This window comes from Paraburkholderia lycopersici, from assembly GCF_900096975.1.
GTDB lineage: Bacteria > Pseudomonadota > Gammaproteobacteria > Burkholderiales > Burkholderiaceae > Paraburkholderia > Paraburkholderia lycopersici.
The window spans coordinates 42,671-56,219 of sequence record NZ_FMYQ01000040.1 but is presented as its reverse complement, the minus strand read 5'-3'; the positions used below and the strand labels follow the sequence as shown (position 1 = coordinate 56,219).

At 67.9% G+C, this 13,549-nt stretch carries 9 protein-coding genes; 2 read left to right on the top strand and 7 right to left on the bottom strand.

All coding sequences use genetic code 11. From position 1 onward, the window contains the following. The 6 genes from BLU17_RS29550 to ku all read right to left on the bottom strand — a co-directional run. On the bottom strand, nt 1–164 hold a 164-nt coding region (locus BLU17_RS29550; protein WP_176929230.1), incomplete at its 3' end, for an aminopeptidase P family N-terminal domain-containing protein. A 9-nt stretch (nt 165–173) separates the two neighbouring features. After that, nucleotides 174–1,175, bottom strand: coding sequence for a cyclodeaminase (locus BLU17_RS29545; RefSeq protein ID WP_092005416.1), 1,002 nt, complete (start codon nt 1,173–1,175; stop codon nt 174–176). Between the two features lies 1 nt (nt 1,176). Then, nucleotides 1,177–2,142 (bottom strand): hydroxyectoine utilization dehydratase EutB, encoded by a 966-nt coding sequence (gene eutB / locus BLU17_RS29540; protein WP_092005413.1) that lies wholly within the window; start codon nt 2,140–2,142, stop codon nt 1,177–1,179. Between the two features lie 109 nt (nt 2,143–2,251). Beyond that, a complete protein-coding gene (gene ehuR, locus BLU17_RS29535) occupies nt 2,252–3,664 on the bottom strand; it encodes a MocR-like ectoine utilization transcription factor EhuR (RefSeq protein ID WP_092005410.1) in 1,413 nt (470 codons plus the stop codon). 268 nt (nt 3,665–3,932) lie between these two features. Then, nucleotides 3,933–6,629, bottom strand: coding sequence for a DNA ligase D (ligD, locus tag BLU17_RS29530; protein WP_092005408.1), 2,697 nt, complete (start codon nt 6,627–6,629; stop codon nt 3,933–3,935). A gap of 61 nt (nt 6,630–6,690) precedes the next feature. Next, on the bottom strand, nt 6,691–7,554 hold the full coding sequence (ku, locus tag BLU17_RS29525; RefSeq protein ID WP_092005406.1) for a non-homologous end joining protein Ku: 864 nt from the start codon (nt 7,552–7,554) through the stop codon (nt 6,691–6,693). 252 nt (nt 7,555–7,806) lie between these two features. On the opposite strand from ku, the gene BLU17_RS29520 reads away from it, so the two are divergent. Both BLU17_RS29520 and BLU17_RS29515 read left to right on the top strand, forming a co-directional pair. Further along, on the top strand, nt 7,807–10,740 hold the full coding sequence (locus BLU17_RS29520; protein ID WP_092005403.1) for a PAS domain S-box protein: 2,934 nt from the start codon (nt 7,807–7,809) through the stop codon (nt 10,738–10,740). Nucleotides 10,741–11,221: 481 nt separating this feature from the next. Continuing rightward, nucleotides 11,222–11,755 (top strand): hypothetical protein, encoded by a 534-nt coding sequence (locus BLU17_RS29515; RefSeq protein ID WP_092005400.1) that lies wholly within the window; start codon nt 11,222–11,224, stop codon nt 11,753–11,755. A 49-nt stretch (nt 11,756–11,804) separates the two neighbouring features. Here BLU17_RS29515 and BLU17_RS29510 read toward each other — a convergent pair whose 3' ends face one another. Beyond that, nucleotides 11,805–13,409: an EAL domain-containing protein gene (locus tag BLU17_RS29510; RefSeq protein WP_092005397.1), complete on the bottom strand. Its 1,605-nt coding sequence runs from the start codon at nt 13,407–13,409 to the stop codon at nt 11,805–11,807. Nucleotides 13,410–13,549 lie beyond the last annotated feature (140 nt).

The window sequence follows — 13,549 nt, the reverse complement described above, 5'->3', positions numbered from 1 at the left end:
TCGTAGCCGGTGAGCCAGTTCATGTTCGTCGGATCGGTGACGATCAGCAGTTCGACGCCCGCCTTCTGCATCGCGCTGCGCGTCCTGGCAATGCGCGCGTCGTATTCGCTGCGCGCGAAGACGAGGCGCGGCGCCCCCTCATTTTTTTCGGTTGCTGCTGGCATCTTCCCCTCTCAAGGCGAGACTGCATTGTGAAAAACCGAGCCCGCCCCGGCTGCGCGGGCGCGCTGCAAGGCGAGAACGGCAATGGCGGTATCCTGTGCCCCGGTGCCGGTGAGGTCGCAGATCGTGATGTCGCCGGCGTGCATACGGCCCTCGCGGCGGCCCGCGATCACTTCGCCGAGTTCGGGGAATTCCGCATCGGGCGCCACCGTGCGCGCTTCGATCGCGTGCCGCAATTCGCCGAGCAAACGCGTTTGCTGCAGACGGTCGCAGAAGTAGCGCGCCGTACCGAACACCGAGGGCGAGAGTTCGTTCTTGTATTCGGCGTCGGCGCCCATGGCCGTGACGTGCAGGCCCGCGTGAAGATCCGCTGCGTGAACGAGCGGTGTGCGGCTGGGCGTGGTGGTAATGGCGATGTCGGCTTGCGCAAGCGCGTCGTGCACCGAAGCGGCCACGCGCGCGCGCACGGCGTGGCGACGTTGCGCATCGGCGGCGAGGGCTTCCGCTTTCGCGGCGTCGCGGGCCCAGACGCTCACGCTCTCGATCTTGCGCACGAGCATGAGCGCGTCGAGCTGCAGACGCGCCTGCTCGCCCGCGCCGACGATCGCCGCGTGGCGCGCGTCGGCCCGCGCGAGCCGGCGCGCGGCAACCGCGCCCGCCGCGGCGGTGCGCACCGCGGTCAGATAACCGTTGTCGAGCAACACGGCCTCGGTCAAGCCCGTGTGCGCCGAGAGCACGAGCATCAGCCCGTTCAGGCTCGGCAGTCCCAGCGACGGATTGTCGAAGAAGCCGGGGCTGATCTTGATGGCGAACTGCTCGAAGCGCGGCAAATACGCTGCTTTCACGTCGACTTCGCCATGGCGTTCAGGCAGCGCGAGATTGAGGATCGGCGGCATGACCACCGGCTCGGTTGCGAGCGCAACGAATGCGGACTCCACCTGATCGACGGCCGCGAGATCGAGCGGTACGAGGTCGCGCAACTGCGACTCGCCCAGCAGCGTGACGGGCCGCATCTCAGCGCTCCGCCACGAGGCGGCGGTGCACCGTCGTGTCGATGTTCGCGCCGCTCACGACGATCACGATCGGGCCCTTGCGCTGCTCGAGCAGTCCGTCGAGCAGCGCCGCGATGCCGACCGCGCCCGCGCCTTCCACCACGAGGCGCTCTTCGCGATACGCATGGGCAATGCCGCGCGCGATCGAAGGCTCGCTGAGCAGGACGACTTCGTCGGCGAGGGCACGCGTGAACGCGAACGTATGGCGATTGTCGAGGCCGATGCCGCCGCCGAGCGAATCGGCTAACGTTTCGCTTTCCTCAACGTCTACGGGATGGCCCGCCGCGAGGCTGGCGTGCATGGCCGCGCCGCGCGCCATCGAAACGCCGATGGCGCTCACGTCCGGCCTGATCTGCTTCGCCGCGAACGCCACGCCGCTAAAGAGGCCGCCGCCCGACAGCGGCACCACGATCGTCGCCGTGTCGGGCAACGCCTCGAAAATTTCCAGGCCGATGGTTGCCTGCCCGGCAATCACGCGCAAGTCGTCGAAAGGCGGCACGAACGCATAGCCTTCCTCGCGCATGAGGCGTTGCGCCTCGACCTGCGCCTCGTCCTGGCTTTTGCCCGAAATCACCACGCGCGCCCCCAGTGCGGCCACGGCATCGACCTTGTTGCGCGGCACGAGCGACGACATGCAGACGGCCGCCTCCATGCCGAGCGCGTGCGCCGCATACGCGAGCGCGCGGCCGTGATTGCCTGTGGAGGCGGTGACGACGCGCTTCACGCCCGTTTCGGCGAGTTGCGCGAGCGCGTTGGTGGCGCCGCGCAGCTTGAAGCTGCCGGTGGGCTGCACGGTTTCGAGCTTGAGGAAGACCGGCACGTCCGCGCGCGCGGACAACGCGGGCGACGCCACGAGCGGCGTGAGCGCCACGCGGCCCGCCAGGCGCTGGCGCGCGCGGTAGACGTCGGCAAGCGAGAGCAACGACATGGATTGCACATTCCTTTTAGTGAATCTGTGCAATCGAGTCTAATGAGCCAAAACGGGCTTTCTAATGTCCTGGTACAATCCGCGCCCGGTGCGGCACGCGAAAAGCCGTCTAGCTGAAATCGTGTACGTGCGGATATTGCTCGAACACGCCCGCCATGGTCTGGAGCGCGTGGCGGCACGCCGCGTCCGTGGCCTCGGCGCCAAGGCTGATGCGCACCGCATTGGGCCGCTGCGTGCCGCCCACGAGGAAGGGGTCCGGCGAGGTCACGGCGATCTGGCGATTGCGCAACTCGCGGACGAGGCGGTCGGCCTGCCAGTAGTCGGGCACGCGCAGCCATGCGGAAAGCGCATTGGGATGCGCGCCGAGCACATACTCGCCGAGCGCCGCGCGCACCATCGCCTGGCGCGCCGCGAGCCGCTCGCGCTGCAGTTCCACGAGGCGGCGCGCGGTGCCGTCCATGATCCAGCGTGTGGCGATCTCCGCAATCGGCGAGGTCGCCATCCAGCTGCTCACGCGCAGCACGCTTTCCACGCGCAGCGCGAGGCGGCGCGGCATGGCGAGATAGCCGGTGCGCAGTCCCGTGAGCACCGATTTCGTCATGCTCGTGCAATAGAACGCCAGCTCCGGAATCAGGCTCGCAATGGGCATGTGGGATTTCGCGGGCAGCGCGCCATACACGTCGTCCTCGATCACGTACACGCCATAGCGCTCCGCAATGCGCGCAATCGCGCGACGGCGCGAATCGGGCATCACCGACATCGTGGGATTGTTGAAGGTCGGCGTGCAGACGAGCGCGCTCACGCGCTCGCTGTCGCACATTTCCTCGAAATGCTCGGGACGTATGCCGTATTCGTCGATTTCGAGGCCCTTGAGCGTGAAGCCCAGCACGTTTGCCGAGCCGATCACGCCGTGGTCCGTGAGGCTTTCGCAGAGCACGGTGTCGCCGGGGCCGACGGTGGACGCGAGCGCGAGAAAAATGCCGTGCGCCGCGCCGTTGGTGATGAGCAGCGACTCGGGTGTCGCGGGCATGTTCAGCGAGGCGAGCCACGCCGCGCCTGCCTGGCGGTGATGCTCGAAGCCCGCAATGGGCCGGAACGAGCGGATCCACGGCTGATCGTCGAGCGTGGCGAGCGTGGCGCAGACCTCGCGCCATGCGGCGTCGTGCTCGGGCGTGTGCACGATGCGCGCGATCGAGAAGTCGACGATCTCGCGCTCGGCCGTGTCGAGAATGTAGTTCGACATCGATTCGGTCACGCGCGCCGCCACGAAGCTGCCGCGCCCGACCTCGCAGCGGATCAGGCCCTGTCTTTCGAGTTCCTTGTATGCATTGGTCACCGTCTGCACGCTGACGCCCAGCTCCGCCGCCACCTCGCGTTGCGGCGCGAGGCGCACGCCGGAAACGAGCGCGCCGCGCTCGATGTCCTGCGCAATCGCCTTGACCAGCCGTTTGTATTTGGACTCCGCGCCGTGCGCGGCTCCTACCGCGTCACGCCATTCGCCCGAAACCGTTACCCGCGCCATCTCGATCCGCTCCTCCGTGAGCGTTCATGGTCGCTCAAAAACAGGGCGGAAAATAATTGTCCCATGACAATTGCGCGTAAAAAGTGACGGCTGGAGCCGGAAGACCGGCGCGGCAAGAGCCGTGCGCCTCGCCTCCGCGCGAACCGGCCGCCGCGGCGCTCCCCGCGAGCGCCGCGCTCTCCTGGGCGGGCTCGTTCATCCGCGTCGCGGCGCGACGGATCTGCCCGATGGTGTCGAAGAAAGCAACCCCGAAGCCGACAATGCGCCTTCACTTTGTTTCAAGCTGCTTCCACATCGCGGCCGTGATGCGCTGCCGCGCCTTGCCATACTCGCGCCAGGGGTCGGTACGCAGCGCCTCGAGCCGCTCGCGCACGTTGACCACGTTCCACTGGTCGCCGCCCGTAAGCGTGTGCAGTTCGTCCCACGCCACCGGCACGGAAACGCCGAGACCGGGCCGCGCTCGCGGCGCATACGCGGCAGCCGTGCTCGCGCCGCGATTGTTGCGCAGATAGTCCACGAAAATCCGGCCCTTGCGGTTTTGCGCGCCCATCTTCGCGCTGAAGCGATCGGGGAGCGTCGCCGCCATGTGGCTCGCCACCGCGCGCGCGAAGTCCTTTGCCTCGACCCAGCCGGCGTGGCGCGCGAGCGGCACGACCAGGTGCAAGCCCTTGCCGCCGCTCGTCTTGCACCAGGCGCGCAGGCCCAGCGCATCAAGTAACTCGCGCGTGAGTTGCGCCGCTTCCAGCATGCGCTCCCAGGCCAGCGACGGATCGGGGTCGAGATCGAAGACGATGCGGTCGGGCTTCTCGATGTCCGTCGCCAGCGCATTCCAGGTGTGCAGCTCGATGGTGTCCATCTGCGCCGCGCCGACGAGCGCCGCCGCGGAGTCCAGCGTGAGCAGCGGCGCGTGGCCCGGATCGAGACCCGCATGTTGCGTGGCATGCGGAACCGCCAGCCTGCTCGCGTGCTTCTGGAAGAACAGCTCGCCGCCCACGCCCTTGGGCGCGCGCACGAGGGCAACCGGCCGCTGCTGCACGTGCGGCAGCAGCCATGGGGAAACCGCTTCGAAATATTCGACGAGATCGATCTTGCGCAGGCCGCTTTGCGCATCGATCACGCGCTCGGGGTGCGTGATGCGAATGCCGGCGACCTCGGCTTCGCCGCGCGGGGCGCGACGCGTGTTGCGCGCCGTTTTGGTCGCGCTCTGCGCGGTATGCGCGGCACGCTCGCTCGCCGGCTTGCGCACCGGCGGCGACTGCGCTTCGCGCACGACGTCCTTCGCGGACTTGTCCCTGCGCAGGCCGGCGAACGAAGCCTGGCGCACCACGCCCGCGCTCGTCCAGGTCTTGAAGCGCACTTCGGCCACCAGTTCCGGCCGCACCCAGTGCACAGGCGCGCGACGCTCGCCCGCAGGCACGGCCGCGAACGGCGGCCGCTCGCACTCGCGCGAGCGCAGCTCGGCGCCAACCGCTTCGAGCCGCATGGCGTCGAAACCCGTTCCCACCTTGCCCGCGTATTGCAGCGCGCCATGCTCGTCGTACACCCCGATTAGCAGCGCGCCGAAGCCCTCGCGTCTGCCCTGAGGCTCCGTGTAGCCGCCGATCACGAATTCCTGGCGCCGCGCGCAGCGCAGCTTGAGCCACGCGGCGCTGCGCGTGGACGTGTAGCGGCTGTCGCGCCGCTTGGCGACGAGGCCTTCGAGATTCGCCTCGCAGGCGGCTTCGAGCAGCGCCTGCGGCTCCCCCTCGAACGCCTCGGAAAAGCGCAGCGCGTCTTGCGGCTTCCCGGCGAGCAACGCCGAGAGCTTTTCGCGCCGCGCTTCGAGCGGCACCTCGCGCAAGTCCATGCCGTCCAGCCACGGCAGATCGAAGAGCCAGAAAGTGATGGCGTCGGCGCGACCGGCATCGAAGGCGTTCTGCAGCGTCTGGAAGTCGGGAACGCCGGCTTCGTCGAGCACGACGGCCTCGCCGTCCAGCCACGCCGATTCGACTTCAAGCGCGCGCAGCGCTTCCACCTGGCGCGGAAACTTCGCGGTCCAGTCGTTGCCCGTGCGTGTGAAGATGCGCACGTCGTTCTTGCCGCGCGCGCCGCGGTCGATGCGGGCGAGCACGCGGTAGCCGTCGAATTTCAGTTCGTAGAGCCAATTATCGCCATGCGGCGGTGCATCGGCCGGCGTGGCGAGTTCAGGGGCGAGCGTTTCCGGCAGCGGGGCGCGCACCGCGCCCTCCAGCGCCGATGCCGTCGTCTTGCGCGTCCCGGTGCGCCCAGCGTTCGCGGAGCTCGCCGAGCGCGCGGACGGCGCCGCCTTTTCCCGCTTCGCTCCGGCGTCGGGCTGCGGCACCGCGCGCCCAGCCATCGTGCCGCCCTCACGCTTCGCGGCGCCGTTAGCCGCGCGGGCGCGCTTCTTCGGCGCGCCGGGTTCGTCCTCGACGACGCGGAATTCGTCTTCGGCCGCGGCCTCGTCGTCGCGTTGCTTGATGAGCAGCCAGCTTTCCTGCTTGCCGTCATGCATCGGACTGCGAACGAGTGTCCAGCCGCCATGCAGCCGCTCGCCCTCCAGCGTGAACTTGAGCTTGCCCTGCGCGTAGCCTTCGCGCGCGCCGCGCAGCCCACCCTCGGGACGCCAGACGCCGTGGTCCCAGATCGCAACAGTCCCCGCGCCATAGCTGCCTTCGGGGATGCGCCCTTCAAACGTGCCGTATTCGATCGGATGGTCCTCCACATGCACGGCGAGCCGCTTGACCGAGGGATCGAGGCTCGGCCCTTTCGGGATTGCCCACGACTTGAGCGTGCCGTCCAGTTCGAGGCGAAAGTCGTAGTGCAGCCGCCGTGCGTCATGCCGCTGGATCACGAACGACCCTTCGCCGTCGCGCGGACGCACGCTGCGCCGTGTAGCGCGTCCGCGCGGCTCGGGTGTTTCGTCGAAGCGCCGCTTCTGTTCATAGACTTCGAGCTTGTGCTTCATCGGTCGTCCCCTCGTGAATGACGTGCACGTTCATGCAATGCATACGCATCGGCGCGCGGCGTCACGCCGCGCGCCGCCCGCGCCTGGGCGCGGGCTTTTCGGGCTGCCCGCTCTCGCCGCGCGAACCGCCGCGCTTGCCGAGACTGCGCTTCAGCAGTTCCGAAAGGTCGACGATATCGGCGCTGCGGCGCTCGGGCGCCGGCGTCTCGACATGCGTGACTTCATGCGCCTTGCCTTCGCGCGCCTTGCGCTCTGCGAGTTCGAGAATCGCGTCGCGGTAGGTGTCCCGATACGTCTCGGGCGCCCAGTCCGTACTCATGTCGTCGATGAGCTTGCGCGCCATCTGAAGCTCATGCGCGCTCACGCCCGCCGCCTTCGCGCTCCTGGGCACGCTCTGCACGGCGCCGAACTCGCGCACCTCGGTGGACCAGCGCAGCGTTTGCAGCGCGAGCGCGGGACCCGTGGCCACGAGCGCCGCGAGATGCTGGCGGCTGTGCAGCACGACGCTCGCAATGCCGATCTTGCCGCTCGCCGCGAGCGCGTCGCGCAGCAACGCATAGGTCTTGCCCGCGCGTTTGTCGGGGGCGAGCCAGTAGGGCGTGTCGAGATAGAGAAACGAAACCTGCGCCGCTTCGACGAACGCGAGCAGTTCGACCGTCTGCGTGGATTCGGGGCTGGCGGCCTTGATCTCCTCGTCGGAGATCACCACGTATGCGTCTTTTTCGTATTCGTAGCCGCGCACGACGTCGTCGCGCCGAATAGGTTTGCCCGTTCGCTTGTTGATCTGCTGGTAGCCGACCGGGTCGAGCGTGCGCCGGTCGAGCAGGTTAAAGCCGGTGCGCTCGCTCTGCGTGGCCGGGAACACCTCGACCGGCACATATACGAGCCCGAAAGTGATGGCGCCCTTCCATATCGCGCGCGGCATGATTGCATCCTCCTCGCCTTGCTCATCGTGCGGCTTTCAAGCAAACGCAATGCCTGGCGCCTGCGCCGCCCAAAGCGGCCTCGCGTGCCACGCAAAGAGCCCGACAATGCGCTTGCCACATGGTGATCTCCTCAACGGGAATACGCAATGCTGGCTCGGGAATGAACGGGCATTTGCGGGCATGTGCGCCGTCCGCGCGATGGCGCCGCCGACGCGAGCGGCGCAGGCCCGCACGACTGAAGCGGAGGCAGCATGCAACACGACGGCGCACCTGCGCCCAAGGCCGAGGAAACGCTCATTACCGAGGCGCTGGTGAGCCGGCCGAACCGCCTGCCCGACTACCAGGGCGAGAGCCGGGCGCTTGCCGCGCTGACGCAGGAAATGGCCCGCAATCCAGCGGGTGTGCTGCAGATGCTCGCCGAACTCGCCCTTGCGCTTTGCCGCGCCGGCTCGGCTGGCGTGAGCGTGCCCGAACGCGACGGCGCCACGACCGCGTTCCGCTGGCGCGCCGTGGCCGGAGAACTGGCCGGCTGCCTCGACCAGCGTTTTCCCGACGACGACTGCCCTTGCGGCGCCGCGCAAGCGCGCAACACGATGCTCCTGTTCGACCGGCCGGCGCGCTGCTTCGCCGCCTACCGCGCCATCGATCCACCCATTGGCGAAGCGCTGCACGTGCCGTGGCGCGCGAACGGCAGCGTCGTCGGCACGGTATGGGTTGCGACGCACGGCCCCGCCAGGCAGTTCGACGCCGAAGACGCGCGCCTGCTTCAAAGTCTCGCCACCTGCGCGAGCGCCGCATACCAGTTCGCGGGCGCGCTGAACGACGCCCAGGACGCCGGGCGCAACCTCGCGCATCAAGTCGCCGAACGCACCCGCGCGCTGCAGGACATCAACACGAAGCTCCATGACGAAGCTGCGCAGCGCAAGCAGATCGAAGACGCGCTGCGAGAGAGCGAGGCGCGCCTGCAGGCGGCGATTTCGATCGAAACCGTAGGTGTCCTGTTCTTCGACCTCGACGGCAGCATGGTCGACGCCAACGGCGCCTTCGAGCACATGAGCGGCTACAGCCGCGAAGACCTGCGCGCCACCGGGCATTGGGACCGGCTCGTGCCGCTCGAATTTCTCGGCGTCACGACGCGCGCGGTGAACGATCTCGCCACCGCGGGGCGCACGCCGCCCTACGAGCGGCAACTGATCCGCAAGGACGGCACGCGCTGGTGGGGTCTTTTCGCGCCCACGCGGCTCTCCGGCGCGGGCATGACCTCGAAATGCGCCGAATTCGCGCTCGACATCACCGAACGCAAGCGCGCGGAAACCGAATGCGCGGACAGCGAGGAGCGCTTTCGCGCGCTCGTCGAAGGCTTTGCCCTGGCGGTTTGGGAAGCCGACGCGCTGGGCCGCGGCGAAACCGTTTCGCCGAGCTGGTCTGCGTATACGGGCCAGCCGGCCGACGAATGGCTCGGCGACGGCTGGGCCGACGCGGTCCACCCCGACGACCGCGACCATGCGCTGCGTCAGTGGAAGGACGCGGTGGCGGCGCAACGCGTGGTGAACGCGGAATTTCGCCTGCGTGGGGTCACGGGCGGCTGGCGATGGACCAACGTGCGCGCCGCGCCCATCTGGAATCCGGACGGCACGCTGCGCAAATGGGTGGGCATCAACATCGACGTGGACGACCGCCGCAGCGCCCAGGAAGCGCTGCGCGAGAGCGAGGCGCGCTTTCGCGCGCTCGCCGATGCCTCGCCCGCGCTGATCTGGCAAATCGACACGCAAGGCGGCACGGTCTACCTGAACCAGCGCTACCTCGCGGCGATCGGCGCCACGCCGGACGAGCTGCTCGCCCCCGGCTGGCACGCGATCGTGCACCCGCTGGACCTGCCCGGATTCCTGACGCGTGTTCAGGCCGCCCAGCGCGATCAAAGCGCGTTCCAGAGCCGGCTGCGCGTGAAGGTCGAGGACGGGAGCTGGCACTGGTTCGAAACCTGTTGCGCGCCTTGGTTCTCGGCGAGCGGCGAGCTTCGCGGCCACGTGAGCGTGTCGATCGACGTCACCGAAGCCGTGCGCGCCGAAGACGCGCTCAAGGAAGCCGACCGCCGCAAGGACGAATTCCTCGCGACGCTCGCGCACGAGCTGCGCAATCCGCTTGCGCCCATCGCCAACGCGCTGCATCTCCTCCGGCACGGCGAATTTCCCGCAGGCTCGGAGCCGATACTCGACATGCTCGACCGCCAGGTGCATCACATGGTCCGGCTCATCGACGACCTGATGGAAGTGTCGCGCATCACGCGCGGCAAGATCGGCCTCGTCAAGGCGCCGGTCGCGCTCGCGGAGATCATCGAAAGCGCGGTCGAAACGAGCCGCCCCGCCATCGATCAGGCGCACCACCAGCTGAGCGTCACGCTCGCCGGCGCGCCGCTCGTTCTCGACGCCGACCGCGTGCGCCTCACGCAGGTGTTCGCGAACATGCTCAACAACGCGGCGCGCTATACCGACAGCGGTGGCCAGATCCGGCTCGACGCGCGGCGCGAAGGAGAATGGGCCGTCGTCACGCTGCGCGACACCGGCATCGGCATGTCGCCCGAACAGATTGCTCAGGTCTTCGAAATGTTCACGCAGGTGCACCGTCTCGCCGACCGCAACCAGGGCGGGCTGGGGATCGGACTCACCATGGTGCGCCATCTCGTGCGCATGCACGGCGGCACCGTCGAGGCAACGAGCGCGGGGCCGGGAACGGGCAGCGAGTTCACGGTGCGTCTGCCGCTCTCGCAGCAGGCGCCCGCCGAAGCGCGCGAAACCCCGGCAACGGCCCGCGCCGCGAAACCGCTCGCGGGCAAACGCATTCTCGTGGTGGACGACAACCACGACGCCGCCGACTCGCTCGCGATGGTGCTCTCGAGCGAAGGCGCGCACGTGCGCGTGACTTACGACGGCGCCGCAGCGCTCGCCGCGCTGGAGCAGGCGGCGCCGGATGCCATCGTGCTCGACATCGGCATGCCCGGCATGGACGGCTACGAGATCGCGCGGCAGATCCGTCAACGTCCGCGCTACGCCGGCCTGCGGATCATCGCGCTGACGGGCTGGGGCCAGCACGCCGACCGACTGCGCTCGCGCATGAGCGGCATCGATTCGCATCTCACGAAGCCCGTCGATTTCCGCACGCTGATCGAACTGCTCCTCGCGCGCTGAAAACCTGGCGCGCCAGCGTTCCTGGCCGGCAGCGCAAGCGCCGGGGACGATGCGTGCGGTTCCTGTGCGCTGCCCGGCCCGATCCACGAGCGCCCCGGATTTTCCCGGGGATTTTCCCCGATACGCCAACCGCGCCTGGCGGTCCGGAACTTGCGCAAGCCTGGCCGCGGTCCGCACGCGGTCTGCAATTTCTTCCTCCGCCGGGCGGCCCCGAACCGCCGCGACCCAACGCAATCGGTCATATCGACTGGCATGTTAGGCAACGAGATGCGTGGACGCGCGCGCGTTTGCTTGCGTTTCGATTGCGCAGACAATCACCGGGCTCGTGGACTTCGCATCGATCGGATGGCGCCTGCGCATATTGGGCTAGCGGGAAGCCAACGAGGTACTAGAATGCATGAGTGCAAGTGAAGCAAAGGCAGTCTGTTCAGCAAGAACGTTCGGCGGTTTGACGTTTCTAGTCCGTTACTGGAGGCATGTCATGGCGTGCCTGAACAAAGAGATTGTCGGTGCAGTCTTTCTGACGCTGAGCGGTTATGCCTTCGCTCAGAGCACTGTCGCGAACGACTCCGAAACCATGACGCTTGCGAATATCGCGCCCATGCCCATGGAAGTCGTTCCCTCGCTGCCCGAACCCCAGGCGTATCTGCACCGGTACGAACTGGAATATCAGCCGGATCAGCAAAGGCCGCTTTTTGCGCAACTGGAAAATTTTTATAGCGCGCCCGTGGCTCGGGACCAATATCGTTACGACTTCGTGAAGTCCGCACCCGGCGGCAGTGCCGGTACGCGGCAGGCCGCGCAGCCGGGTTCCGGCTATCTGCGCATGGGCCCTTCCACCGCGCCGCAAATCTCGCTGCTGCAGGTGCCCGACAGCACGCTGACGATCGGCGCACAGCCCCAGCGCAGGCTCTCGCTGACCGTCGACCAGTGGGTGTTCTCCGCCACCGCGCGTGTCGCCCTTCTCCATTCGCATAGCACGGGTGCGACGATTACCGTTCGCCGCGGCTTCTAGCACCGCGTTTTTCCGCCTCGCAATTCCGGCCGGCTGAACGGCTTTCTCGCTAACGTATCGGCGAGGACAATGCATAACGCACGAGGCTGGCGTCGCGCTGCATGTCGGCGATGCTCCCGGCCGTTCCCGGCCGCCGGTAGAAATAGCCCTGTGCGTAGGGGATGCCGAGGCGGCACAACATTTCGTGCTGCGCCTCGGTCTCGACGCCTTCCGCGATGATCGCCATTTCGAAGTGGCTCGCCATGGCAACGATGCCCTTGACGAGCTGATCGCCGCGTTTGTCGAGTTGACGCACGAACTGCCCGTCGATCTTCACGTAATCGAACGGAAATTGCCCGAGCAGATCGAGGTTGCTGTGATGCGTGCCGAAGTCATCGATGGCGAACTTCACGCCACGCGCCTTCAGCGCCTCGAAGATCGCGTCGGTGCGCGCGCGCTTTTCGAGCAGGAAGCGCTCGGTCACTTCGAGTATCAGGTTCACGCCGGGAGGCAGCCGGTCGACCGCGCGGAGCACGTCGGCAACGAAGTCCTTGCGGTCGAGGTCCATCGGCGCGACGTTCACCGCGAGATGAAACGGGCGCACCGTCGTCGCGCGCACCATCTCCGTAGTCGCGCGTTCGAGCACGAAGCGCGTGAGCGGCCCAAGGAGCCCGCTGCCTTCCACGTCGGCCATGAACACGTCCGGACTCACCTCGCCGAACTTCGGATGAGTCCAGCGCACGAGCGCCTCCACGCCGCCGACGCGGCCCGTGGCCAGTTCGACCACGGGCTGATAGACCACGTGGAACTGACCGTGCCTGAGGCCGCGGCGCACCGCCGAAAGCAGCAGCCGGCGCGGCGCGAACGCGATGAGCCAGGCCGCGCCGACCAGCAGATCGACGAGCAGCGCCGCCGCGCCGAATCGCAAGCCGGACTTCCAGCGCGCGGCCTGATACGCGGGCGGCGCGAACACCACGTCGACGGAAAAGCCCCAGCGCGAAGACGTCGCGCGCGCACCCGCGCGACTGGCCGGGCCGTCTGCGGCGAGCAACGCGCCGCGGTCGTCCAGCGCCGCCGCGCCCGGCACGGAGAGCGTCACGCGGCCCGCGCCGTAGCGCACGCCATGGGCGAGCGCATCGGTCAGGTACGCCGACTCGATCACGTAAAGCAAGCCGAGGTTTTCGCCGGCCGGCACGTAAAGCGGCATGACCGGCACGTGCGGCTGCCAGGGCGAGCCGCCGATCAAATTGATCGCGATGCCTGCGGGCACATGCGGGAAGAAAGGCGCGAGCGGCAGCTCATAGGGGCCAAACGCCGACGAGCAGTAGAGCCGCCCGTTCGCCACGAGATTGATGCCGCGCACGTAGTTGACGTGCGTTCTCAGCTCCGCGAACCGGCGCGCCACGCGCTCGCAGGGCTGCCCCGCCAATGCCGCGAGCGCCGCGCCCTGGGCGCCGCGCACGCTGTCGAGTATGTGTTCGATCGCCGAGACCATATCGTGTGCGATCAGGGCTTCGCGCCTGCGGATCGACCTGTCGCCTTCCCTTATGCCGGCCGCGATCGCGAACAGCAACAGGCTTGCAGCGCAAACGAACGTGACGATCAGGCCAAGCGTGGGTATCAGGCCGGACAGGCGCCGTTTGCGAACCGGAGAACGATAAGCTTGTCGTGGCATAGGCTCGTCCTGGACACGGCTGTCGCGCTCGTCGCCGGACACGATCCGGACATGGGCTCCCTGAGCGCCGCCGCTTTTGTATGATGAGCGATCATACGTTACGCGAGGCGTTCTCTCTACGCAGATATTTACGTGCGCCT

What these genes read in the sequence shown, in the direction of transcription:
- BLU17_RS29545 (WP_092005416.1), bottom strand. Translation starts at nt 1,175, where the DNA reads ATGCGGCCCGTCACGCTGCTGGGCGAGTCGCAGTTGCGCGACCTCGTA.
- eutB (WP_092005413.1), bottom strand. Translation starts at nt 2,142, where the DNA reads ATGTCGTTGCTCTCGCTTGCCGACGTCTACCGCGCGCGCCAGCGCCTG.
- ehuR (WP_092005410.1), bottom strand. Translation starts at nt 3,664, where the DNA reads ATGGCGCGGGTAACGGTTTCGGGCGAATGGCGTGACGCGGTAGGAGCC.
- ligD (WP_092005408.1), bottom strand. Translation starts at nt 6,629, where the DNA reads ATGAAGCACAAGCTCGAAGTCTATGAACAGAAGCGGCGCTTCGACGAA.
- ku (WP_092005406.1), bottom strand. Translation starts at nt 7,554, where the DNA reads ATGCCGCGCGCGATATGGAAGGGCGCCATCACTTTCGGGCTCGTATAT.
- BLU17_RS29520 (WP_092005403.1), top strand. Translation starts at nt 7,807, where the DNA reads ATGCAACACGACGGCGCACCTGCGCCCAAGGCCGAGGAAACGCTCATT.
- BLU17_RS29515 (WP_092005400.1), top strand. Translation starts at nt 11,222, where the DNA reads ATGGCGTGCCTGAACAAAGAGATTGTCGGTGCAGTCTTTCTGACGCTG.
- BLU17_RS29510 (WP_092005397.1), bottom strand. Translation starts at nt 13,409, where the DNA reads ATGCCACGACAAGCTTATCGTTCTCCGGTTCGCAAACGGCGCCTGTCC.